This is a genomic window from Streptomyces sp. NPDC001816 (genome assembly GCF_042892235.1).
Taxonomy (GTDB): Bacteria; Actinomycetota; Actinomycetes; order Streptomycetales; family Streptomycetaceae; genus Streptomyces.
In genome coordinates, this window is sequence record NZ_JBIATY010000011.1 from 133,007 (window position 1) to 155,026 (window position 22,020).

The 22,020-nt window shown below is 71.7% G+C and carries 20 protein-coding genes; 7 read left to right on the plus strand and 13 right to left on the minus strand.

What is annotated here, in order from left to right:
* The first annotated feature begins 48 nt into the window (after positions 1-48).
* Positions 49-1,920 carry an anthranilate synthase family protein gene (locus tag ACFYZZ_RS32920; RefSeq protein ID WP_389183787.1) on the plus strand — a complete coding sequence of 624 codons (1,872 nt, stop codon included), beginning with the start codon at positions 49-51 and terminating at the stop codon, positions 1,918-1,920.
* 17 nt (positions 1,921-1,937) lie between these two features.
* Here the strand turns inward: ACFYZZ_RS32920 and ACFYZZ_RS32925 are convergent, their stop codons facing one another.
* The 4 genes from ACFYZZ_RS32925 to ACFYZZ_RS32940 all read right to left on the minus strand — a co-directional run bounded on the left by ACFYZZ_RS32925 (position 1,938) and on the right by ACFYZZ_RS32940 (position 5,764).
* On the minus strand, positions 1,938-2,966 hold the full coding sequence (locus tag ACFYZZ_RS32925) for a 6-phosphofructokinase (RefSeq protein ID WP_389183790.1): 1,029 nt from the start codon (positions 2,964-2,966) through the stop codon (positions 1,938-1,940).
* 123 nt (positions 2,967-3,089) lie between these two features.
* Positions 3,090-3,767 carry a response regulator gene (locus ACFYZZ_RS32930; protein WP_386574315.1) on the minus strand — a complete coding sequence of 226 codons (678 nt, stop codon included), beginning with the start codon at positions 3,765-3,767 and terminating at the stop codon, positions 3,090-3,092.
* A complete protein-coding gene (macS, locus tag ACFYZZ_RS32935) occupies positions 3,764-4,987 on the minus strand; it encodes a MacS family sensor histidine kinase (RefSeq protein WP_389183792.1) in 1,224 nt (407 codons plus the stop codon). The genes ACFYZZ_RS32930 and macS overlap by 4 nt, the downstream gene beginning before the upstream one ends.
* 30 nt (positions 4,988-5,017) lie before the next feature.
* Positions 5,018-5,764, minus strand: coding sequence for a lysophospholipid acyltransferase family protein (locus tag ACFYZZ_RS32940; protein WP_389184268.1), 747 nt, complete (start codon positions 5,762-5,764; stop codon positions 5,018-5,020).
* Between the two features lie 150 nt (positions 5,765-5,914).
* On the opposite strand from ACFYZZ_RS32940, the gene ACFYZZ_RS32945 reads away from it, so the two are divergent.
* From ACFYZZ_RS32945 to ACFYZZ_RS32960, 4 genes are all read left to right on the plus strand, one after another.
* The gene (locus ACFYZZ_RS32945) at positions 5,915-6,694 is read left to right on the plus strand and encodes an alpha/beta hydrolase (RefSeq protein WP_389183795.1); all 780 of its coding nucleotides are present in this window, start codon (positions 5,915-5,917) and stop codon (positions 6,692-6,694) included.
* Positions 6,687-7,250 (plus strand): hypothetical protein, encoded by a 564-nt coding sequence (locus ACFYZZ_RS32950; protein ID WP_389183797.1) that lies wholly within the window; start codon positions 6,687-6,689, stop codon positions 7,248-7,250. The genes ACFYZZ_RS32945 and ACFYZZ_RS32950 overlap by 8 nt, the downstream gene beginning before the upstream one ends.
* 212 nt (positions 7,251-7,462) lie before the next feature.
* Complete coding sequence (locus ACFYZZ_RS32955) at positions 7,463-8,086, plus strand: RNA polymerase sigma factor (RefSeq protein ID WP_389183800.1); 624 nt, start codon at positions 7,463-7,465, stop codon at positions 8,084-8,086.
* Positions 8,079-9,089, plus strand: coding sequence for a CU044_5270 family protein (locus ACFYZZ_RS32960; protein ID WP_389183803.1), 1,011 nt, complete (start codon positions 8,079-8,081; stop codon positions 9,087-9,089). Before ACFYZZ_RS32955 ends, ACFYZZ_RS32960 begins: the two co-directional genes overlap by 8 nt.
* Here ACFYZZ_RS32960 and ACFYZZ_RS32965 read toward each other — a convergent pair whose 3' ends face one another.
* The 6 genes from ACFYZZ_RS32965 to ACFYZZ_RS32990 form a co-directional block, all read right to left on the minus strand.
* Positions 9,090-9,848, minus strand: coding sequence for an endonuclease/exonuclease/phosphatase family protein (locus ACFYZZ_RS32965; RefSeq protein ID WP_389183806.1), 759 nt, complete (start codon positions 9,846-9,848; stop codon positions 9,090-9,092).
* 64 nt (positions 9,849-9,912) lie between these two features.
* A complete protein-coding gene (locus tag ACFYZZ_RS32970; RefSeq protein ID WP_386574322.1) occupies positions 9,913-10,866 on the minus strand; it encodes an ROK family glucokinase in 954 nt (317 codons plus the stop codon).
* A 66-nt stretch (positions 10,867-10,932) separates the two neighbouring features.
* Positions 10,933-11,463, minus strand: a complete 531-nt coding sequence (locus ACFYZZ_RS32975; protein WP_389183809.1) for a DUF5304 domain-containing protein — start codon at positions 11,461-11,463, stop codon at positions 10,933-10,935.
* Between the two features lie 57 nt (positions 11,464-11,520).
* Positions 11,521-12,693: an ArsA family ATPase gene (locus ACFYZZ_RS32980; RefSeq protein WP_389183812.1), complete on the minus strand. Its 1,173-nt coding sequence runs from the start codon at positions 12,691-12,693 to the stop codon at positions 11,521-11,523.
* A gap of 242 nt (positions 12,694-12,935) precedes the next feature.
* Positions 12,936-13,376, minus strand: coding sequence for an SRPBCC family protein (locus ACFYZZ_RS32985; protein WP_389183815.1), 441 nt, complete (start codon positions 13,374-13,376; stop codon positions 12,936-12,938).
* A gap of 136 nt (positions 13,377-13,512) precedes the next feature.
* Entirely contained in the window at positions 13,513-14,310 is a 798-nt protein-coding gene (locus tag ACFYZZ_RS32990) for a metallophosphoesterase (protein WP_389183816.1), read from the minus strand.
* Between the two features lie 301 nt (positions 14,311-14,611).
* Here ACFYZZ_RS32990 and ACFYZZ_RS32995 point away from each other — a divergent pair, with 301 nt between their 5' ends.
* The gene (locus tag ACFYZZ_RS32995) at positions 14,612-16,408 is read left to right on the plus strand and encodes an AMP-dependent synthetase/ligase (RefSeq protein ID WP_389183818.1); all 1,797 of its coding nucleotides are present in this window, start codon (positions 14,612-14,614) and stop codon (positions 16,406-16,408) included.
* Positions 16,409-16,427: 19 nt separating this feature from the next.
* Here the strand turns inward: ACFYZZ_RS32995 and ACFYZZ_RS33000 are convergent, their stop codons facing one another.
* Positions 16,428-18,065 (minus strand): GMC oxidoreductase, encoded by a 1,638-nt coding sequence (locus ACFYZZ_RS33000; RefSeq protein WP_389183820.1) that lies wholly within the window; start codon positions 18,063-18,065, stop codon positions 16,428-16,430.
* A gap of 148 nt (positions 18,066-18,213) precedes the next feature.
* Positions 18,214-19,356, minus strand: a complete 1,143-nt coding sequence (locus ACFYZZ_RS33005) for a glycosyltransferase family 4 protein (RefSeq protein ID WP_389183822.1) — start codon at positions 19,354-19,356, stop codon at positions 18,214-18,216.
* Between the two features lie 96 nt (positions 19,357-19,452).
* On the opposite strand from ACFYZZ_RS33005, the gene ACFYZZ_RS33010 reads away from it, so the two are divergent.
* Entirely contained in the window at positions 19,453-20,670 is a 1,218-nt protein-coding gene (locus ACFYZZ_RS33010; RefSeq protein WP_389183825.1) for a glycosyltransferase 87 family protein, read from the plus strand.
* Here the strand turns inward: ACFYZZ_RS33010 and ACFYZZ_RS33015 are convergent.
* Complete coding sequence (locus ACFYZZ_RS33015) at positions 20,634-21,953, minus strand: MATE family efflux transporter (protein WP_389183828.1); 1,320 nt, start codon at positions 21,951-21,953, stop codon at positions 20,634-20,636. The two genes, ACFYZZ_RS33010 and ACFYZZ_RS33015, sit on opposite strands and share 37 nt — an antisense overlap.
* Positions 21,954-22,020 lie beyond the last annotated feature (67 nt).

The following is a 22,020-nucleotide window of genomic DNA, read 5'->3' on the forward strand; positions in this document are numbered from 1 at the left end:
GCCTTCGGTGTTTCCGGGGTCGTTCCTCTCCATCGAGAAGGATCACCCATGGATCTCCAGAACCTCTTGCACGACCCCCGCCCCTTCGCCCTGCTGCGCCGTCGCACCCCGGGCCGCGACGAGCACACGGTGGAGGTGCTGCTCGGTCCCGTCTCCTCGCGGGACCGCCTCGCCGACCTGCCCGACGAGGGCCTCGCGCTGGTGCCGTTCCGGCAGATCCGCGAGCGCGGCTTCGACGTCCGCGACGACGGCACGCCGCTGCTGGTGCTGACGCCCGAGGAGTCGTACGAGGTCCCGTTGGCCGAGGCCCTGCGGTCGCTGCCGGGCCACGACGTGCGGGTCGAGGGCGGGGGCTTCGACGTCGACGACGACGAGTACGGCGAGATCGTCGGGCGGGTGCTGCGCGAGGAGATCGGCCGGGGCGAGGGCGCGAACTTCGTGATCCGGCGGACGTACGAGGGTGAGATCCCCGGGTTCGGGCGGGCCGACGCGCTGGCGCTGTTCCGGCGGCTGCTGGAGAGCGAGCGGGGCGCGTACTGGACGTTCGTCGTGCACACCGGGGACCGGACGCTGGTGGGTGCCAGTCCCGAGGTGCATGTGCGGATGTCCGGCGGCACGGTCGTGATGAACCCGATCAGCGGGACGTACCGGTATCCGGCCGAGGGGCCGACGGCCGAGCACCTGCTGGACTTCCTCGCCGACGGCAAGGAGATCGAGGAGCTGTCCATGGTCGTCGACGAGGAACTGAAGATGATGTGCACCGTCGGCGACATGGGCGGGGTGGTCGTCGGCCCGCGGCTGAAGGAGATGGCACACCTCGCGCACACCGAGTACGAGCTGCGCGGCAAGTCCTCCCTGGACGCGCGGGAGGTGCTGAAGGAGACCATGTTCGCGGCGACGGTCACCGGGTCGCCGGTGCAGAACGCGTGCCGGGTGATCGAACGGTACGAGCCCCTCGGGCGGGACGGTGTCGGGCGCGGCTACTACGCCGGTGCGCTGGCCCTCATCGGCCGGGACTCCGGGGGCGCTCAGACCCTCGACTCCCCCATCCTGATCCGCACCGCCGACATCTCGGCCGACGGCCGGCTGCGCGTCCCGGTCGGCGCGACGCTGGTGCGCGGCTCGGACCCGGCCGGCGAGGTGGCCGAGACACACGCGAAGGCGGCGGGCGTGCTGGCGGCCCTGGGGGTACGGCCGTCCCGGCCGCGCGATGAGCGGGAGCGGCCCCGGCTGGCCGACGACCCCCGGGTGCAGGCCGCGCTGGACGGGCGCCGCTCGTCGCTGGCGCCGTTCTGGCTGCGGATGCAGGAGCGGTCGGCGGCGCTGGAGGGGCATGCCCTGGTGGTCGACGGGGAGGACACCTTCACGGCGATGCTCGCGCATGTGCTGCGGTCGAGCGGGCTGGACGTCACCGTCCGGCGGTACGACCAGCCCGGGCTGCGGGAGGCCGTGCTCGCGCACGAAGGACCCGTCGTCCTCGGGCCCGGCCCGGGTGACCCCGGCGATCTGGACGACCCCAAGATGCGCTTCCTGCGTGCCCTGGCCGCCGAGGTGATCGGGGTGCACCGGCACGGTGTCCTCGGGGTCTGCCTGGGGCACGAGCTGATCGCGGCGGAGCTGGGGCTGGAGATCGTCCGGAAGGAGATCCCTTACCAGGGGGCACAGACCACGATCGACCTGTTCGGGAAGGCGCAGACCGTCGGCTTCTACAACAGCTTCGTGGCGCACTGCGACGAGGAGGCGGCACGGGAGCTGGCCGCGCACGGGGTGGAGGTGAGCCGGGCGGAGAACGGGGAGGTGCATGCGGTACGGGGTCCGGGCTTCGCCGGGGTGCAGTTCCACCCGGAGTCGGTGCTGAGCCTGGACGGGGCCGCGGTCGTACGGGAGCTGATGGGTCAGCTGCGCCGCACGACCGTGTAGCCGTCCGGGGGCGGTCCTCAGCCGAAGAACACCCCGACCTCCTGGTACAGCTTCGGGTCCACGGTCTTCAGCTTGGCCGTGGCCTCGGCGATCGGGACGCGGACGATATCGGTGCCGCGCAGGGCGACCATCTTGCCGAAGTCGCCCTCGCGGACGCAGTCGATGGCGTGCAGACCGAAGCGGGTGGCGAGCCAGCGGTCGAAGGCGCTCGGGGTGCCGCCGCGCTGGATGTGCCCGAGGACCGTGGTGCGGGCCTCCTTGCCGGTGCGCTTCTCGATCTCCTTGGCCAGCCACTCGCCGACACCGGAGAGGCGGACGTGCCCGAAGGAGTCGAGCGACCCGTCCTTCAGGACCATGTCGCCGTCCTTCGGCATGGCGCCCTCGGCGACGACGACGATCGGGGCGTACGAGGCCTTGAAGCGGGAGGTGATCCAGGCGCACACCTGGTCGAGGTCGAAGCGCTGTTCGGGGATGAGGATGACGTTGGCGCCGCCGGCCAGGCCGGAGTGCAGGGCGATCCAGCCGGCGTGGCGGCCCATCACCTCGCAGACGAGGACCCGCATATGGGACTCGGCGGTGGTGTGCAGGCGGTCGATGGCCTCGGTGGCGATGCCCACGGCGGTGTCGAAGCCGAAGGTGTAGTCGGTGGCGGACAGGTCGTTGTCGATGGTCTTGGGCACGCCGACGCAGGGCACGCCGTACTCGTCGGACAGCCGCGCGGCGACGCCGAGGGTGTCCTCGCCGCCGATCGCGACGAGCGCCTCGACCTCCAGCTTGGCCAGGTTCTCCTTGATCCGGCGGATGCCGTGCTCCTGCTTGAGGGGGTTGGTGCGCGAGGAGCCGAGGATGGTGCCGCCGCGGGGCAGGATGCCGCGCACGGCGGGGATGTCGAGGCGGACGGTGTCGCCTTCGAGGGGTCCGCGCCAGCCGTCCCGGAAGCCGACGAAGTCGTATCCGTACTCCTGAACGCCCTTGCGGACGATGCCCCGGATGACGGCGTTGAGCCCGGGGCAGTCGCCGCCTCCGGTCAGTACTCCGACCCGCATGGAAATGTCCCTTCGCCGCGGTTGCCTGACGCCCAGTCACGGTAATGGTGATGCGCGTCACACAGCGAGAGGCAGGAAGGGTGATTCCGGTGAATTGTCAGGAGGCGGCTTGACCAGGCCGTTTCACGCGTCGTCGAGCCCGCGCTCGATCGCGTACCGCACCAACTCCACCCTGTTGTGCAGCTGGAGCTTGCCGAGGGTGTTCTGGACGTGGTTCTGGACCGTGCGGTGGGAGATGACGAGGCGTTCGGCGATCTGCTTGTAGCTCAGGCCCTTGGCGACCAGCCGCAGCACCTCGGTCTCCCGCTCGGTCAGCCGGGGCGCCCCCGGCTCGTCGGCGTCCGGGGCGGGCGCGGGCTCGGAGGCCAGGCGCCGGTACTCGCCGAGGACCAGTCCGGCCAGGCCCGGCGTGAACACCGGGTCGCCGACGGCGGTACGGCGCACCGCGTCCAGGAGTTCCTCGGTGGAGGCCGACTTGAGCAGGTAGCCGGTCGCGCCGGACTTCACGGCCTCCAGCACGTCGGCGTGCTCGCCGCTCGCGGACAGGACCAGGACGCGCAGGGCGGGGTTGTGGCCGACCAGTTCCTTGCACACCTGGACACCGGGCTTGGCGGGCAGGTTGAGGTCCAGCACGAGGACGTCGGGTGCGGCGGCCTTGGCACGGCGGACCGCCTGCTCGCCGTCGCCTGCGGTGGCGACCACCTCGAAGCCGGACTCGCTCAGGTCCCGGGCGACGGCGTCGCGCCACATGGGGTGGTCGTCGACCACCATCACCTTGATCGGGTCCTGCTGCTCGCTCATCGCTTCTCCGCCTTGTCCCGTGAGACCTTCGGTACCGTCAGTTCGACCTCCGTGCCCTGCCCGGGGACGGAGATCAGCTCGGCGCTGCCGCCGAGGTCGCGCAGCCGGCCCCGGATCGACTGGGCCACGCCGAGCCGGCCCTCGCCCTCGGCCTGGGCGAGCCGGCCCTCGGGGATGCCGGGGCCGTCGTCCCGTACGGTGACGACGATCTCGTCGGGCTCGTCCTCGACGAGGATCCAGGCCCGGGCCTCGGCACCGGCGTGCCGTCGCACGTTGTCCAGGGCGGCCCCGACCGCGGCGGCCAGCTCCCGCGCCGCCGGTCGCGGCAGCGGCACCGGGGCACCGGGCTCGGCGAGGCTGACCCGGGCGCCGGCGTAGGGGGCGAGCAGGGTGCGCAGGTCGACGGGGCCGTCGGCCGGCTCGTCATCCGGCTCCTCGACCGCGCGGACGACGGCTCCGGCGGCCGTGTCCTCCGACACCCGGGAGACCGGCAGCAGCCCGCCGGAGACCAGCGTGCGCAGCGCCACCTCCTGCTCGCCCGCGAGGCGCCCCAGTTCGGCCGCCTCGCCGCCGATGACCGCGCCGCGCCGCTGCACCATCGCCAGCACCTGGAGCACGCTGTCGTGGATGTCCCGGGCCAGCCGCTCCCGTTCCCGGGTCGCGGCCTCGATCTCCAGGGCGCGGGCGAGGGTGCGCTCGGAGGCGCGGGCGACCTCCACGACGTAGCCGATGGCCATGGAGGCGATCCAGACCAGCAGGACGGCGTGTATCGTCGCCCGGCTCGGGCTGCCCCGCTGGACGATGTTGGCGATGGCGACCGGCGTCGAGGCCAGCGCCGCCCAGCGCCAGCCGCCCTTGAGCGCGAAGGCGAGGACCGCGCCGGCTGTCCATATCGACGGCAGTGTCGGAGTGCCCGCCACGATGCGCGCGTGAGAGGCGGCGACCGGTGTGAGGAGGACGCCGGTGAGCGCGATGGTCAGGTCGGCGGCGAGGAAGCGCCGGGTGCAGTGCGCGGCGCTCGCGACCTTGGGCAGCGTGGCGAGGGTCCACACGAAGAGGACCACGTAGTAGCCGATGGCGACCGAGGGGCGTACGAACTTGTCGTGCCGGTAGACGAACAGGCCGATCGCGTACAGCATCGTCAGTACGCGGTACCCGGCGAGCGCACGCCACATCGGCTGCTCGACGGACATCCTCAGCACGCGCTCGCGCTTGACCACCGCAATCCCCCGCTCCCCCGGCTTCCCCCGCTAGCCCTCGGCCTGCTTCTTCTCCGCCTCCTTGGCGGCCTTCTCCGCTTCCTTGGCCGCCTTCGCCGCGTCCGCGATCTGCCGCTTGGCGGCGGTCGCGTACATGTCGACGTACTCCTGGCCGGAGAGCTTCATGATCTCGTACATGACCTCGTCGGTCACCGCGCGCAGCACGAAGCGGTCGTGCTCCATGCCCTGGTAGCGGCTGAAGTCCAGCGGCTTGCCGATGCGGATACCCGGTCGCATCAGCTTCGGCATCACCTTGCCGGGCGGCTGGATCTTCTCGGTGTCGATCATCGCGACGGGGATGACCGGCGCGCCGGTGGCGAGCGCCACGCGCGCGAGGCCGCCGGGCTTGCCCCGGTACAGCCGGCCGTCGGGCGAGCGGGTGCCCTCCGGGTAGATGCCGAACAGCTCACCGCGCTCCAGCACCTCTATTCCGCTCTTGATCGCGGCCTCGCCGGCGCCGCGCGCCCCGGAGCGGTCCACCGGGAGCTGTCCGACGCCCTTGAAGAAGGCGGCCGTGAGGCGGCCCTTCACACCCGGGGTGGTGAAGTACTCGGCCTTCGCGATGAAGGTGACCTTGCGGTCGAGGACCGCGGGCAGGAAGAACGAGTCCGAGAAGGACAGGTGATTGCTCGCCAGAATTGCGGCGCCTTCGGCCGGAATGTTCTCCAGGCCCTCCACCCAGGGTCTGAAGGCGACCTTCAGCGGTCCTCCGATGGCGACCTTCATCGTGCCGTACAACACCCGCGTGCCTCCTGTTTCCGTCGATCAGACCTTAACCCGGACCGCCGTCAATGACCCCGACGACCCTGGTCGGTGTCAGTGCGGTCGCGTACGGTGAAGCACATCCGCCAGTTCTTCATGCCGTTCTCAGGAACAGGAGCCCGAAAGGTGCCGGTTCTCCCCGGAGCCGAGCCGTACCGCCACGAGGGCGGGGAGGTGGGTGTTCTCCTCTGTCACGGCTTCACCGGCTCGCCCCAGTCGCTGCGCCCCTGGGCGGAGCAGCACGCCGCGCACGGCCTGACCGTGTCGCTGCCGCTGCTGCCCGGGCACGGCACCCGCTGGGAGGACCTTCAGGTCACGGGCTGGGAGGACTGGTACGCGGAGGTGGACCGCGAGCTGCGGGTGCTCGCCGAGCGGTGTTCCCGGGTGTTCGTGGCGGGCCTGTCGATGGGCGGGGCGCTGGCGCTGCGGCTGGCGGCCCGAGGCGGCGAGCGGGTCGCCGGGGTGGTCGTCGTCAACCCGGCGACCCGGGTGCACGGCCTGTCGGCGTACGTCCTTCCGGTGGCCCGGCACCTGGTGCGGACGACGAAGGGCATCGCCAGCGACATCGCCAAGGGCGGCCCGGCGCTGCTCGGATACGACCGGGTGCCGCTGCACCCGGCGCACTCCCTGCGGGCGTTCCTGCGCCGGCTGGACGGCGAGCTGCCCCAGGTGACCCAGCCGTTGCTGCTGCTGCGCAGCGCCCAGGACCATGTGGTCCCGGCGGCGGACTCGGCCCGGGTGCTGAGCCGGGTGTCCTCCGTGGACGTAACGGAGATCGTGCTGGAACAGAGTTACCACGTGGCGACGTTGGACCACGATGCGGACCGGATCTTCGAGGAGAGCCTCGCCTTCATCGGCCGGCTCGCACCCAGTGTCGGCAAGGAAGGGACGGCCGCAGTTGGCTGAGCACGACTCCGACCGCGAGGACCGCGAGCCGGACGAGAAGGGCGTGCCCTTCGACGAGGACGCCGCCTGGCAGGCGATCGTCGCAGGGTACGGCCAGGAGCCACCGGACCCGCCGGGTTCCAGGCCCTTCAGGCCGGTGGAGGATCTCGCGCTGCCCGAACCCGAGCCCCCGGGCGAGGGCACGGCCGGCTCCGAGGAGCCGCGGCCCTCGAAGCCGCTCGGCAGCTCGATCTCGTTCGCGCCCGGCGTGGGCCCGCGTGACTACACCACCCCGGAACCGTCCGAGGACGACTTCGACGAGGACGACGAGGGCCACTTCGTACCGCCCGAGCCGCCACCGCTGCCCACCGCCGACACGACCGCGAGGTTCGCCTGGCTCGGGGTGGTCGGCGGCCCGGTCCTGCTCCTGGTGGCCGTGCTGCTCGGCTGGGAGATGACCTGGTGGCTGACGACCCTCGGGATCGGCGGGTTCCTGGGCGGGTTCGCCACGCTGGTGATGCGGATGAAGACGGACGACGACGAGGACGACGAACCGGGACACGGCGCGGTCGTCTGACAGACCGGCTGAGGGCCCGTCCGGAGACAGTCCGGACGGGCCCTCACGCATCTCCGTACGGTCGGCCGCCCGCGCCGGACCCGGTGCGCGGTCCGGCTCGCACGGCCGGTGCGCCGAAAAGGGAACCCGATTCCGCCGACCGGCGAAGGAGAGATGAACAACCCGAACAAGCCCAAGCCTTCGAGGCGTTCAGACGAACGAAAGGAGCCCCGATGACCGTCGGACCACCGGGCGTCGGCACCCGCGGCAAGGATCGCGAGGAGAGTGATGCCCGCGTGATCGCGCGGTCCCGGGACGAGCCCGAGCTGTTCGCCGCGCTCTACGACCGGTACGCCGACGCCGTGCACCGTTACGCGGCCCAGCGGCTCGGTCCCGAGGCGGCGGAGGATCTGATGGCGGAGACCTTCATCACCGCCTTCCAGCGGCGTCACACCTACGACCTCGGGCGGGACGACGCCCGCCCATGGTTGTTCGGCATCGCGACGAACCTCATCGGCCGGCACCGCCGGACCGAAGCGCGCCGGTTCAAGGCGCTCGCGCGGCTGCCGGAGCCGGTGGAGCACGAGGAGCCGGTCGCGGACCGGGCGGTTTCCAGGGCCGGTGCCACGGGGGTGCGCCGGGAACTGGCAGCCGCGCTGACCGGGCTGTCCGCCCGGCACCGCGACGTGGTGCTGCTGGTGGCCTGGGCCGGCCTCGACTACGAGGAGGCGGCCCAGGCCCTCGGCGTGCCGGTCGGCACGGTCAGATCCCGGCTGCACCGGGCTCGCAGCAGATTGCGCGAAGCACTGGGCGGATCCGATCCGACGGCATTCCGAGAGGCAGACGCCCATGCATGACATCGACGAACTGCGCGAAGTGAGCGACTACGCCCCGGGGACTCCCCCGCTCGACGACGCCACCCGGCACCGGGTACGGGCACGGCTGGTCGCCGCGATGGACCGGCCCGCTCCGGTCGTACGGCCGAGGCGCCCCGTCCTGCGCATCGCCCTGACCGGCGCGCTCGCCGCGGCGGTCGCCGCCGGGGTCCTGGTCGTCGTACGGGACGATGACGGCGCGAACCGGGAGCGGACGGCGAACCCGCCGGCGTCGAGTGCGCCCGCCATGCGGAACGTGAGCGCGCAGATGGTGCTGAACGGGGCCGCCGCCTACGAGCGCAAGCACGAGCGGACGGTCACCCCGCGCGACGACCAGTTCATCTACACCAAGGAGATCATCAAGGAGACCAACCAGAAGACCGGAAGGACGAAGAGCTACGTCGACGAGAACTGGCGCTCGGTGGACGGCTCGAAGCCGTCCTGGATCATGGAGATCGGCAAGGGGTGGTGGTCGCCGCCGCTCAAGAAGAACGAGAGCGTCTGGCCGCCGCAGGACTGGGGAACGCTGCGGAAGCTGCCGACCGATCCGAAGAAGTTGATCCTCGCGATCGGCCGCAACTGGGGCGTCCACGGGAAGACCGACTCGCTGGACGACATCACCGACGAGCAGTGGTCGCAGATCCATTTCAGCCTCGCGGGGCTCCTCAAGCTGGTCCCGGTGATGCCGCAGGGGCTGCGCCCGGCGGCCTACGAGGCGCTCGGCATGGTGCCCGGGGTGAAGGCGGTGCCGAACCAGCAGGACGCGAAGGGACGCACCGGCGTGGCCATCACGTACGACGACCCCACGGCCCCGGCGGGGTTCACGAGCTTCGGCGGCTACTTCATCTTCGACCCGGAGACGTACGCCTTCCTCGGCTTCCGTGACGAGCGCACCTCGGGCGACGGCCCGGCCATGAAGAAGTACACCCAGCTCTCCTACCTCGACAGCTGGGCCGTTGTCGGCAAGGCGAAGCAGCGGCCGTAGCTACGCCGTGGCGGGCACCCTGAGGGCGGCGAGGACCGGAAGGTGGTCCGTGGCCGCCCTCAGGTCTGTCTCCGTGATCCCCGGCTGCTCCAGCGGCACGCCGCAGCCGAGCACCTCGATGCCCTTGGTGGCGAACACGGCGTCGATGCGCTGGTGGGGGTTGGCGGGGGTCGAGGTGAACTCGCCGCCCCAGGGGGCGGTGGTCCGGCAGTCCTGGAGGCTGTCGGCGAGGAGGCGGAAGGTGGGGCCGTCGGGGCGTTCGTTGAGATCGCCGCCCACGACGGCGTGCTCCACGCCCAGGCCCGCGAGGCGGTCGAGGAGCATGCCGGCCTGGTCGTGGCGCTCGTCCTTCTGCAGGCTGAGGTGGCAGCTGATCACTCCGAGACGGGCCGCGCCGAAGCGGACCACCGCCGTGGCGAGGCCGCGGCGGTGCAGGCCGGGGGTGAGCGGGAGGAGTACGTCCTGCGTGCGCTCGACGGTGGCTCTCAGGTTGCACAGGATCGCCGGTCCCGCTGCCGTCGCTCCTCCGGTGAGGATGACCTGGCCGGAGGCCGCCGCGAGCCGGGCCAGCTTCTTGCGCCAGCGGAAGAAGCGGGGGGCTTCCTGGACGAGGACCAGGTCGGGGGCGCAGGCGGTGATCACCCTGGCCAGGGCGTGGGTGTCGTCGCGCATCGAGCGGATGTTGTAGCTGAGCACCCGGATGACCGCGGAACCATCGGGCTCTGTACGGGAGTTGGGAAGCAGCATGACGATCAACATACGACGGTGCCCGCCGTCCCGGGACCGGACGCGGCGGGCATCGTCGTGGTAGGGCCAGGGCTCGCTACATGATCGGGTCGGGTTCGCGGGCCAGGTCCGCCGCGCCCACCAGGCCCGCCTTGTTGCCCAGCTGAGCCGCGATCACGTCGGCGACCGGGCGCCAGTTGCCGCCGACCAGCCAGCGCTTGTAGGACTTGCGGATCGGGTCGAGGACCAGCTCGCCCTCCTCGGAGAGGCCGCCGCCGACGATGAACGCGGACGGGTCGAAGAGGGAGGCCAGGTCGGCGAGGCCGGCACCGGCCCAGCGGGCCAGCTCGCGGTAGGAGTCGACGGCGACCGGGTCGCCCTGGCGGGCGGCCATGGAGATGTGCTTGCCCTCGATGCCGTCCGGGGTGCCGTCGCCGAGGCCGAGCAGGATCTCGGCGTTCTCGGGGGTGGCGTTGGCGCGCTGCTTGGCGTAGCGGACCAGGGCGCGGCCGGAGGCGTACTGCTCCCAGCAGCCCTGGCTGCCGCAGCCGCACAGCAGGCCGTCCGGGACCATGCGGATGTGGCCGAACTCGGCGGCCACGCCGAAGTGGCCACGGCGCAGCTTGTTGCCGATGATGATGCCGCCGCCGAGGCCGGTGCCGAGCGTGATGCAGATGACGTTGCGGTGGCCCTTGCCGGCGCCGAACTTGTACTCGCCCCAGGCGGCGGCGTTGGCGTCGTTCTCGACCACGACCGGGAGGCCGGTGCGGGCCTCGACCTTCTCCTTCAGCGGCTCGTTGCGCCAGTCGATGTTGGGCGCGAAGTACACCGTGGAGCGCTGCCGGTTGACGTAACCGGCCGCGCCGATGCCCACGCCGACGATCTCGTGCCCGGCGCGCGCGCCCTCGACGGCGGAGGCGATGGCGTCCACGATCGCCTCGGGCGTGCCCGGTGTCGGCACCTTGTGGGTCGAGAGGATGTTGCCTTCCTCATCGACCACGCCGGCCGCGATCTTCGTGCCGCCGATGTCGACGCCGATGGTGAGTCCCATGAATCCCTCAGTTTCGGTCGAGCCCCGCTACGGCCAATGTTACCGAGGCCCTGCCGTGGGAGGGCTTCAGTCCAGATCGATGCGTTCGCCCGGGCCGGTGCCCTCGCCCCGGTCGCGGCGGTCGGACCGGTCGTCCTTCAGGTCGGCCGCGCCGGTGGTCCAGCGGTGTTCCTGGGCCTGGACCGCGGAGCGGTAGGCGGCCAGCAGTTCGTTGCCGGCCGCGGCGAGGTGGTCGAAGACGTCCGGGTTGCGCTCGATGACGGGCTCGACGGCGGCCTTCGCCTGCTGGACGACCTGGCGCACCACCTGCTGGGCCGCCGGTCCGGCGACGGCGCCGAGCAGCGGGGACTGGAGACCGGACAGCTTGTCGGCCACGGTGTCCACGAGTCTGCGCAGTTCCTCGGCGGCGGAGCCCGGGGGCGGGCCCTGCTCGGCGCGGCGGCGGGCCTTCTCGGCGGCGAGGTCCTCGGCGCAGGCCGTGGCCCAGGCGTCGTCGTCGGTCGCCCTCCCCCAGGCTTCCGACTGCGCTCCGGCAGGGGGGACCCCCACCCCGTGGACCTCTTCGGCCGGGTCGGGTGCGGGACGCTCTTCGCTCATGGCGGACTCCTGACTACGGTTCGCCCCTACGACGTTACCCGAACGGGCGTACGCGGTTCACCGTCCGGCGGCGGGCCACAGGTCGGGATCGGGGGTGAAGCGGATGCGCAGCTCACCCTCGCGCAGGGCGGCCCCGGCAACGGTGCAGCGGCGCAGGGCGGAGGGAAGCGGAACGATCCGCCGGAAGGGGCCCGCGGTGATCACCAGCTCGTCGCCGCGCCGGATCAGGTCCAGCTCGTCCCGTATCGCGCCGGGCAGCGGGATGTGCCAGACGAGCACGCCGTCCTCGGCGAGGCAGTCGACGACGGGCCACTCGACCGGGGTGGGCACGGGGTTGACGCCGGGCACGGCGAGGGCGTCCAGGTCGTCGGTGCCGTGCGGGTCCCGGCCGAGGTGGGGGACGGTGTGGAGGTCGTACGGCTCGGCCCATTCGGCCAGGGTCTTGCGCTGCTGGGCGAGGAGGCCGGCGAGCCAGGTGTCGGGGGCGGTCTCGGGCAGGACGCGGTTGGCGATCAGGGCCTCGGTGCGCAGGCCGCGCAGGGCGAGGCCGAGGGTCGCGGTGTGTACGGCGTCGGCGCCGGCGGGGCCGGGTTCGGAGACCAGGCGTACGGCGGTGCGCCGGTCGGTGAGGACCGCCTCGACGGCGGCCAACTCGACGTCCCAGCGGGCCGCCGTCTCGTACAGCCACTCGGCGGGCATGGGGACGCCGGCCAGTCGGCCGAGGACGGGACGCAGGGCGCGGGCCGCCTGCCGCTCGGGCGGGAGCAGGCGGCGCAGGTAGCGGCGCAGCTCCTCTGGGAGGGCGAGCAGGGGGAGGGCCTGCGGGAGGGGCGGGAGGTCGACGACGAGGAGGTCGTAGCGCTCGGAGAGGGCGGCGTCCCTGAGGGCGCGCAGGAAGGACAGCTCCTCTGCGCCGGGCAGCGGGGTGACCTCCTCGCCGTCCAGCCGGGCGGCGCCGAGGAGGTCCAGGACGTTCGCGGCGCGGGTCTGGAAGGCGGTGAGGTCCTGCCGGAAGCGGTCGACCGCGTCGGGCCTCCACACGGTGAGGAGCGGGGCGACTTCGGTCGGGGTCGGTCCTGTTCCTGTGCCCAGTGCGACGCCTGGGGTGTCGGTGCGATCGGCGCTGAGGAGGAGCGTGCGGGTGCCTTCGCGTGCGGCGCGCTGTGCGGTGGCGGCAGCGATGGTCGTGCGACCGCTGCCGCCCGGGCCCATGATCAGGATGGTGCGCATGAGGGTGAACGGTAACGGAGGGCAGGGGGCGGCGGTGTTGGGGTGGCACCGGTGCTGCGGCCGGGCCGGGGGTGGGTCGCGCAGCCCGGCGCTGACGGGTTGCCGCCCGCGCCCACCCGTGCCGCCCCAGCGGCACGACTGCCCGCGGCAAGCACATACGGCTGCAGCCGGCGGTAGCGCGGCTTACGCGCCCCTGCCGCTCCGCATCTCAGCCGACCGAACGGGTGGGTGGGTGGGAAAATTCAGTCGCCCGACTCCACCCGCTTCTTCAGGCCCGCCAGAGCGCGGTCGATGATGACCTTCTCCGCCTTGCGCTTGATCATCCCGAGCATGGGGATCTTGACGTCGACGGTGAGCTGGTAGGTGACCTCGGTGGAGCCCGCGCCGGCCGGCTTGAGGATGTAGGAGCCGTCCAGGGAGCGCAGCATCTGGGACTTCACCAGGGTCCAGGAGACCTCGTTCTGGCCGGTCCAGGTGTAGCCCAGGGTCTGGTCGTCCTTGATGGCCCCGGCGTCCATGACGAGGCGGACCTGCTCGGCGCGGCCCTGGTCGTCGGTCTTGAGGACCTCCGCCTCCTTCACCTCGCCGGTCCAGTCCGGGTAGCGGGCGAAGTCGGCGATCACCGCCATGACGTCGGCCGGAGCCGCCTCGATCGTGATGCTCGAACTGGTGTGTTCCGCCATCGCCGTGGCTCCTCCAGATACGGACCTAAGAGTGTGCAGCGTGAAGGCTACCGCGCCGCCGACCTGGAGCCTTCACCCCGTCCTTCACACTGTCCTGCACACCGTCGCCCTGCCATCGCGCCCCACCTGTGGTGCTTCACCATTCCAGCGCCCACGGCCTGCCCGTCCCCGCGAAGTGCCCCACGTTCACACACTCCGTCGCCCCTATCCGCATCCGGCGCACCAGTGGCTGATGGACGTGGCCGAAGAGGGAGTAGCGCGGGCGGGTGCGGCGGATCGCGTCCAGGAGCGCCCGGCTGCCGCGCTCGAAGCGGCGCGCGACCGTGTCGTAGACCAGCTCCGGAACCTCCGGCGGGATGTGCGTGCACAGCACGTCCACCTCGCCGATCGCCTCGATCTTCGCCGCGTACTCCTCGTCGTCGATCTCGTACGGCGTCCGCATCGGGGTGCGCAGCCCGCCGCCCACGAAGCCGAAGGTCCGGCCGCCGATCTCCACCCGCTCACCGTCCAGCACCGTGGTGCCCGGGCCCGCGTACTCGCTCCACAAAGGCGGCATGTCGACATTGCCGTAGGTGGCGTACGTCGGCGTCGGAAACGCGGCGAACAGCTCGGCGTACTGCTTGCGCACCGCCTTCTCGATGGCGGTGGCCCGGTCGGAGCCGATCCCGGCCCACAGCCGGGCCCCGAAGGCGCGTGCCTCCTCGAAGCGCCGCGCGGTGCGCAACTCGACGATGCGGTCGGCGTTCTCCTTGCCGAACAGGTCGGGGAAGATCCCGCGCGAGTGGTCGGCGTAGTCGAGGAAGAGGACCAGGTCGCCGAGGCAGATCAGGGCGTCCGCACCATCTCCGGCCCGGGCCAGGTCACGGGCGTTGCCATGCACGTCGCTGACCACATGAACGCGTGTCCTTCGGTTGCCGGAGCGTGTGGGTGCCATGACGATCAAGCGTAGGCGTGTGGGATGTGCGTGAACAGTGGCGACCCCACCCGGGGTTACTCGCCGGTCGCTTGAGCCGTGGACTACTGTGCGCGAAGGAACGCCATCCCGTGTGACGCAGCGAACATCTCGCCGGGACCCCCTGTCCTAGAAGCCATACCGGCGGGTAACGTCCGGGCAGTCCAGTCGTGCTCAGCGTTTCAACCAACTGGTTGGCACCCTGAGTACCCGCCCGAGCCTTGGACCGCACCGTCGCATCACACAGTGTCGTGGCGCCGGCGCCCTATGAGGAGCAGCAGTCTTGCGCGAGTTCAGCCTTCCGGCTTTGTACGAGGTCCCTGCGGACGGCAATCTGACCGACATCGTCCGCAGAAACGCCGCGCAGCATCCCGACGTCGCTGTCATCGCCCGCAAGGTGGGCGGCGCCTGGCAGGACGTGACGGCCACGGAGTTCCTCGCCGAGGTGCACGCCGCCGCCAAGGGGCTCATCGCCTCCGGTGTGCAGCCGGGCGACCGGGTCGGCCTGATGTCCAGGACGCGCTACGAGTGGACGCTCCTCGACTTCGCGATCTGGAGCGCGGGCGCGGTCACCGTGCCGGTGTACGAGACCAGCTCGCCGGAGCAGGTGCAGTGGATCCTCTCCGACTCGGGCGCGACCGCCTGCATCGTGGAGCTGGACGGCCACGCGGCCGCCGTCGACTCGGTGCGCGACACCCTGCCCGCCCTCAAGCACGTCTGGCAGATCGAGGCCGGCGGCCTGGAAGAGCTGGGCCGGCTCGGGCAGGGCGTCTCCGACGCGACCGTGGGGGAGCGCAGCTCGCTCGCCAAGGCCGACGACCCGGCGACCATCGTCTACACGAGCGGCACGACCGGGCGGCCCAAGGGCTGTGTCCTCACCCACCGCAGCTTCTTCGCCGAGTGCGGCAACATCGTGGAGCGGCTGCGTCCGCTGTTCCGCACCGGTGAGTGCTCGGTCCTCCTCTTCCTCCCGCTGGCGCACGTCTTCGGGCGGCTGGTGCAGATCGCGCCGATGATGGCGCCGATCAAGCTGGGCTGCGTCCCCGACATCAAGCACCTCACCGACGAGCTGGCCGCCTTCCGGCCGACGCTGATCCTCGGTGTCCCGCGCGTGTTCGAGAAGGTGTACAACTCCGCGCGCGCCAAGGCGCAGGCGGACGGCAAGGGCGCGATCTTCGACAAGGCCGCGGACACCGCGATCGCCTACAGCAAGGCGCAGGACACCCCGTCGGGCCCGTCCATCGGCCTGAAGATCAAGCACAAGGTCTTCGACAGGCTGGTCTACAGCAAGCTGCGCGCGGTCCTCGGCGGCCGGGGCGAGTACGCGATCTCCGGCGGTGCCCCGCTGGGCGAGCGGCTCGGTCACTTCTTCCGCGGCATCGGCTTCACGGTGCTGGAGGGCTACGGCCTGACCGAGTCCTGCGCGGCGACCGCGTTCAACCCCTGGGACCGGCAGAAGATCGGCACGGTCGGCCAGCCGCTGCCCGGCTCGGTGATCCGGATAGCGGACGACGGCGAGGTGCTGCTGCACGGCGAGCACCTGTTCAAGGAGTACTGGAACAACCCGGGCGCGACCGCGGAGGCGCTCGCCGACGGCTGGTTCCACACCGGTGACGTCGGCACCCTCGACGAGGACGGTTACCTCAGGATCACCGGCCGCAAGAAGGAGATCATCGTCACCGCGGGCGGCAAGAACGTGGCCCCGGCCGTGATCGAGGACCGCATCCGCGCCCACGCGCTGGTCGCGGAGTGCATGGTGGTGGGCGACGGGCGGCCGTTCGTGGGCGCGCTGGTCACCATCGACGACGAGTTCCTGGGCCGTTGGGCGGCCGAGCACGGCAAGCCGGCGGGCTCCACCGCGGCGTCGCTGCGCGAGGACCCGGATCTGCTGGCGGCGATCCAGGCGGCGGTCGACGACGGCAACGCCGCGGTGTCGAAGGCGGAATCGGTGCGGAAGTTCCGCATTCTGTCCTCCCAGTTCACGGAGGAGTCGGGCCACCTCACCCCGTCGCTGAAGCTCAAGCGGAACGTGGTGGCGAAGGACTACGCGGACGAGATCGAGGCGATCTACGCGAAGTAGTACGCCTGCTGAAGACGCGTCATGGCGCGGTGTCCTCGACGAGGACCCGCGCCATCGTGCGTTCGGCGAGCGCGGTGATGGTGACGAAGGGGTTCACACCGATCGAGCCGGGCACGAGCGAGCCGTCGGTGATGTAGAGCCTGGGGTACCCCTTGACCCGGCCGTAGTCGTCGGTCGCCTTCCCGAGGACGCAGCCGCCCAGCGGGTGGTAGGTGAAGTCGTCCGCGAAGATCTTGCTGGTCGAACCGAAGAGGTCGTACCGGTAGATGGTCAGGTTGGCCGCGTTGATCCGGTCGAAGAGCTTCTTGGCCATGGCGACCGACACGGCGCTCTGGGCCGGGCTCCAGCCGAGCTTCACCGCCCCGGACGTGGAGTCGTACGAGAACGACGCCCGCTCGGGGTTCTTGGTGATCGCCAGGTACAGGCTGATCCAGTGCTCGAACCCCATGGGCAGCGGGGCGATCTCGGCGAAGACCGGGTTGGCGGTGTTGGCCCAGTCGTCGATGCCCATGACGGGCATGGTCGCCTGGTTGGCGCCGACGGTGTCCCACATGTGGTTGGCGCGGCCGAGCATGGTGTTGCCGTTGGTGCCCCAGCCGGCGCCGACGCCGGCGTTCAGCGCGGGCAGGGTGCCCGTCTCCCGTGCCCGGACGAGGAGTTCGGTCGTACCGAGGCTGCCGCCGCCGAGGAACAGGTACGTGCAGCTGTACTGCTTGGTCTCCACGACCTTGCCGGTGGTGTCGATGCGGTCGGCGGTCAGGACGTACGACCCGTCGCCCGCCCTGGTGATCGCCCTGACCTTCTCCAGGGTGTGGAGGGTGACGTTGCCGGTGCCGAGGGCGGCGGCCAGGTAGGTCTTGTCGAGGCTGCGCTTGCCGTAGTTGTTGCCGTAGATGACCTCCCCGGCGAGCGCCGACTTCGTGGCCGTACCGGCGGCCTCGCGCTGCATGTAGCCGAAGTCGTAGACGTTCGGCACGAAGGTGGTCTTCAGGCCTGCGTTGGCGGCGGCCTTCCGGGAGGTGCGGGTGAACCGGTACCACTCCGTGGACTCGAACCAGGCCGGGTCGATGGTGTTGACGCCGAGCATGGAGCGGGCGCGCGGGAAGTAGGTGCCGTACATCTCCTCGGCGTCCACGGTCGGGAACTGCTCGGCGAAGTAGGACTTCAGCGGGGTGACCGCCATCCCGCCGTTGACCAGGGAGCCGCCGCCGACGCCCCGGCCGACGTACACGGACATGTTGTCGTAGTGCACGCGGTCGAGGGCTCCGGGGTAGGGGCTGATGTCCTTGTTGACGAGGTCCAGCCACAGGAAGGTGGCCAGCGGGGCCTCCGTGCGGGTGCGGAACCACATGGAGCGCTGGTCGGGTGCGCTGGTGGAGCAGAACACCTTGCCGTCGCTGCCGGCGGTGTTCCACAGGCGGCCCATCTCCAGGACGAGGGTGCGGATGCCGGCCTGGCCGAGGCGGAGGGCGGCCACGGCGCCGCCGTAGCCCGAACCGACGACGATGGCCGGGGAGTTGTCGACGGCGGCCGGTTCGGCTGCCTGCGCGGACTGAAGACCGATGCGGGTGAGACCTGCCGTGGCGGCGGTCTGGAGGGCGATCATGCCCAGGATGTGACGTCGACTCAGCTGACGCTGCATCAGTTTTGCTGTCATGTGCCGCAGCATGTGCGGATTTTCCCGTTCCGCCAAGGGCTCCGCCGTAAGCAGGGGCGCAATCTGGGGAGGACGGGTGCTCATCGTCGGCGAGTGCGGGTCCGCCGTGGCTGGTCGCGCAGTTCCCCGCGCCCCTGGGTTGGCTGTACTAGAGCAAGTCCTTCAAGCGCTCCGCCAGCAGGTCCCAGCGCCACTTCTCCTCGATCCACTGGCGGCCCCGCTTGCCCATCCGGTCGCGGAGTTCCGCGTCTGCGAGGAGGGCGATGATGCGCTCCGCGGCCTCGGCGGGCTCGCCGCCGCGGACGACCCAGCCCGTCTCGCCGTCCAGTACGGCGTCGGGGGCGCCGCCCGAGTCGCCGGCCACGACCGGCAGGCCGGTGGCGGAGGCCTCCAGGTAGACGATGCCGAGGCCTTCGACGTCCAGGCCGCCGCGGCGGGTGCGGCAGGGCATGGCGAAGACGTCGCCGGCGCCGTAGTGCGCGGGCAGCTCGGACCAGGGCACCGCGCCGGTGAAGCGGACCGAGGCCTCGACGCCGGTCTCCCGGGCCAGCCGGCGCAGGTCCTGCTCGTAGGGGCCGCCGCCGACGACGAGCAGCACGGCGTCCGGCTCGGCGGCGAGGATCCGGGGCATGGCCTGGATCAGGGTGTCCTGGCCCTTGCGCGGCACCAGCCGGGAGACGCACACGACCACCGGCCGGTCGGTGAGCCCGAGCCGCGCCCGGACCTCGTCGCCGCCCGAGCCGGGGTGGAAGGTCTTCTCGTCGACGCCGGGCGGCAGCTGCACCATCCGCCGGGCCGCGTCCGGGGTCAGCGCGGTCGCTATCCGGGAACGGGTGTACTCGCCGAGGTAGGTGATCGTGTCCGTGGAGTCCCCGATCCGGCGCAGCAGCTGCCGGGCGGCGGGCAGCTGGGCCCAGCCGGCCTCGTGCCCGTGGGTGGTGGCCACCAGCCGCTCGGCGCCGGCCCTGCGCAGCGCGGGCGCCATCAGACCGAGCGGCGCGGCCGCCCCGAACCAGACCGAGGTGCAGCCGTGCTCCCGCAGCAGCGAAACGGCCCGCCGGGTCGCGCCGGGCGTGGGCAGCAGCATGGTCGTACGGTCGCGTACGACGGTGAAGGGCTGCTCGGCGTCGAAGGCGGCCGTGGCCTCGACGCCCTCGCGACCGCGCTTCCAGGTGGAGGCGTACACGACCAGCCGTCCGGGCTCCAGCCGGAGGGCCATGTTGTGCAGGAAGGCCTGGATGCCGCCCGGCCGGGGCGGAAAGTCGTTGGTCACGATCAGCGTCTTGTGCATCGTCGCCGACCCTACCGGGCGCGCTTCGTGGCACACGCACAGGTGGGCAGGGAATCATGGGGCCGGACCGGGGTCGGTGTACGAACAGGGGTGCGGGTGAGCGGGAAGATAGCGGGACTGCTGGCGACCTGGTGCGCCACCCGGCTGGTGCTACTGCTCTTCGTCTTCGGGGTCTACGTCTTCCCGGGCCCCGACGTGACCACCGACGTGTCGGTGATCTACCAGGGCTGGTACGAGGTGCTGCGCCAAGGAACGTTTCCGCTGGCCGACGTGACCTGGCAGTACCCGCCGGCCGCCGCGCTCGCGATCCTCTCCCCCGCCGCCCTGCCGTTCCTGAGCTACCCGCACGCCTTCTTCGTACTGGTGTGCCTGGCCGACCTGGCCGTGCTGGCCCTGCTGCTGCACGCGGGCCGGCGGCCCGGCCGCTCACTGCGCGGGGTGTGGACCTGGGTGGTGGGCGTGCCCCTGCTCGGCCCGACGGTGTACGCCCGCTACGACCTGATGGTGACCGCGGTGGCCGTCGCGGCCCTGCTCGCGGGGGTCCGGCATCCCCGGGTGATGGGGGCGCTGGTGGGTTTCGGGGCGCTGCTGAAGGTGTGGCCGGCGCTGCTGCTGGTCGGCGCCACCCGGCTGCGGGCGTGGGCGTCGGCCGCGGTGACCGCGTGCGGTGTCGCGACGGCGTTCGCGGTGTCCATGCCGGGCGCCTTCGCCTTCCTCACCTTCCAGCGGGACCGGGGCACGGAGGTGGAGTCGCTGGGCAGCCTGGTCTTCCATGTGGCCCGGCACCACGGCTGGCAGGGGCAGGTGCTGCTGAACTACGGGTCGATCGAGTTCGTCGGCCCGTACGTCGGGCTGGTCAGCAACGTCGCGATGGCGCTGAGCGGGGCGGCGATCGGCTGGCTGGTGCTGTGGCGGCGGCGGGCGTCCCGGTTCGAGGCGCACACGCTCGCGGACGCGGCCCTGACGGCGGTGCTGCTGTTCACGGTCACCAGCCGGGTGATCAGCCCGCAGTACCTGGTGTGGCTGATCGGCCTGGCCGCCGTGTGCCTGTGCTTCCGGGCGAGCCGCATGGGCGCGCCCGCCCTGATGGTCCTCGCCGCGACCTTGCTGACGGTCCTGGAGTTCCCGATCGGCTTCGTGCACGTGGTCGTGAGCGACACGTACGGCATCACGCTGCTCGTCCTGCGCAACGGCCTGCTCGTCGTCGCCACGCTCATGGCGGCCCGCCGGCTGTGGCGCGCCACGGTCCCCACGGCCACCGAGACCCCACCGGCCCCTCAGCCGACTCCCGCGAAGGAGACCTCGGCCTCCTGACGGCGGGCCCGCCGGAACAGCACCGCCACCGCCCCGCACTGCACGGCCATCGCGAGCGCCAGGGCCAGGCCGACGCCGGGCAGGCCGAGCCCGGAGAGGGCGTACGCCAGGGGCAGTTGGACGGCGGTGCCGAGCAGGGTGGCCCGGAGCAGCTCCGGAGCTCCCCCACTGCCCTCGAAGACCCCGCCGAGCGCGATGAAGCAGGCCATCAGCAGCAGGTAGGGGCCGACGCAGCGCAGGAACAGCACACCCTGGTGGGCGACCTCGGGCCCGGCGCCGAAAGCGGCCATGATCCAGGGGGCGGTGGCGCCGAACAGGGCGGCGGCGCCCAGGCCGAGGCCCCCGGACACGAGCATCGCCTGCCGGCCTATGTCCCGGCGCGCGTCCTGCCCCGCGCCCCGGGTGTGCGCGGTGTGGATGGCGGCGGCCTGCCGTACCGAGTAGAAGGCCATGGTGGCGACGTACATGACCTTGTAAGCGATCGAGTAGGCGGCCACCGCCGTCACCCCGAGCCGCGCCACGATCGCCACCAGCACCAGGGCCCCGCCCTGCCGCACGGTGAAGTCGGCGGACATGGGCAGGCCGGTGGTCAGGGTGCGGCGCAGGGGGGCGGGTACCGGCTCGGCGGCAGGGGTGCCGCCCGCCGTTCGCAGCAGCGCGTTGCGGCCGAGCGCGCGCAGTCCCGCCGCGAGGGCCACGCAGCGGCACAGCACGGTCGAGGCCGCGGCGCCCCGGACACCGTAGAGATGGATCAGGACCGGGTCGCAGAGCAGGATCAGCCCGTTGGACAGCAGGGCGAGCCGCATCGGGGTACGCGTGTCGCCGGCGCCCTTGAGAAGGCCGTCGACCAGTTGCTGGGCGAAGAAGACGGCCATGCCCGGCAGGGAGATCGCGTAGTAGGCGGTGGCGAGGTGCAGGGCCGCCGGGTCACCGCCGCCGAGGACCAGGCGGGCCAATGGCTCGCGCAACAGGAACCCGCCGACCACGACCACCGGGGTCACCAGAGCGCACAGCGCCCGGCCGCCGTGCACCGCGGCCCGCAGGGCGGCGGGATCGCGAGCCCCCCTGGCGTGGGCGACGAGAACGGTCGTACCGGAGGCGAAGACCAGCGCGATGCCGAGCAGCACGTTCTCGGTGTTGGTCGCGACGGCGACGGCGGCCACGGCACCGCCGCCGAGCCGGGAGACCCAGACGGTGTTGATGATCCCGGAGGCGACCGAGGCGAGGAGCGAGAGGTAGACAGGGTGGGCGAGCGAGACGAGTTGCCTGCGGTGTGCGTTCACAAGGAGCCCCCTCTTATCGAGCTACCTCGTTTAGAGGTAGCTCGATAAGAGCTAGCATGGGTCCCAC

Coding starts and splice junctions, on each gene's coding strand:
- ACFYZZ_RS32920 (WP_389183787.1), top strand. CDS start 49: ATGGATCTCCAGAACCTCTTGCACGACCCCCGCCCCTTCGCCCTGCTG.
- ACFYZZ_RS32925 (WP_389183790.1), bottom strand. CDS start 2,966: ATGCGGGTCGGAGTACTGACCGGAGGCGGCGACTGCCCCGGGCTCAAC.
- ACFYZZ_RS32930 (WP_386574315.1), bottom strand. CDS start 3,767: ATGAGCGAGCAGCAGGACCCGATCAAGGTGATGGTGGTCGACGACCAC.
- ACFYZZ_RS32955 (WP_389183800.1), top strand. CDS start 7,463: ATGACCGTCGGACCACCGGGCGTCGGCACCCGCGGCAAGGATCGCGAG.
- ACFYZZ_RS32960 (WP_389183803.1), top strand. CDS start 8,079: ATGCATGACATCGACGAACTGCGCGAAGTGAGCGACTACGCCCCGGGG.
- ACFYZZ_RS32965 (WP_389183806.1), bottom strand. CDS start 9,848: ATGTTGATCGTCATGCTGCTTCCCAACTCCCGTACAGAGCCCGATGGT.
- ACFYZZ_RS32970 (WP_386574322.1), bottom strand. CDS start 10,866: ATGGGACTCACCATCGGCGTCGACATCGGCGGCACGAAGATCGCGGCC.
- ACFYZZ_RS32975 (WP_389183809.1), bottom strand. CDS start 11,463: ATGAGCGAAGAGCGTCCCGCACCCGACCCGGCCGAAGAGGTCCACGGG.
- ACFYZZ_RS32980 (WP_389183812.1), bottom strand. CDS start 12,693: ATGCGCACCATCCTGATCATGGGCCCGGGCGGCAGCGGTCGCACGACC.
- ACFYZZ_RS32985 (WP_389183815.1), bottom strand. CDS start 13,376: ATGGCGGAACACACCAGTTCGAGCATCACGATCGAGGCGGCTCCGGCC.
- ACFYZZ_RS32990 (WP_389183816.1), bottom strand. CDS start 14,310: ATGGCACCCACACGCTCCGGCAACCGAAGGACACGCGTTCATGTGGTC.
- ACFYZZ_RS33000 (WP_389183820.1), bottom strand. CDS start 18,065: ATGACAGCAAAACTGATGCAGCGTCAGCTGAGTCGACGTCACATCCTG.
- ACFYZZ_RS33005 (WP_389183822.1), bottom strand. CDS start 19,356: ATGCACAAGACGCTGATCGTGACCAACGACTTTCCGCCCCGGCCGGGC.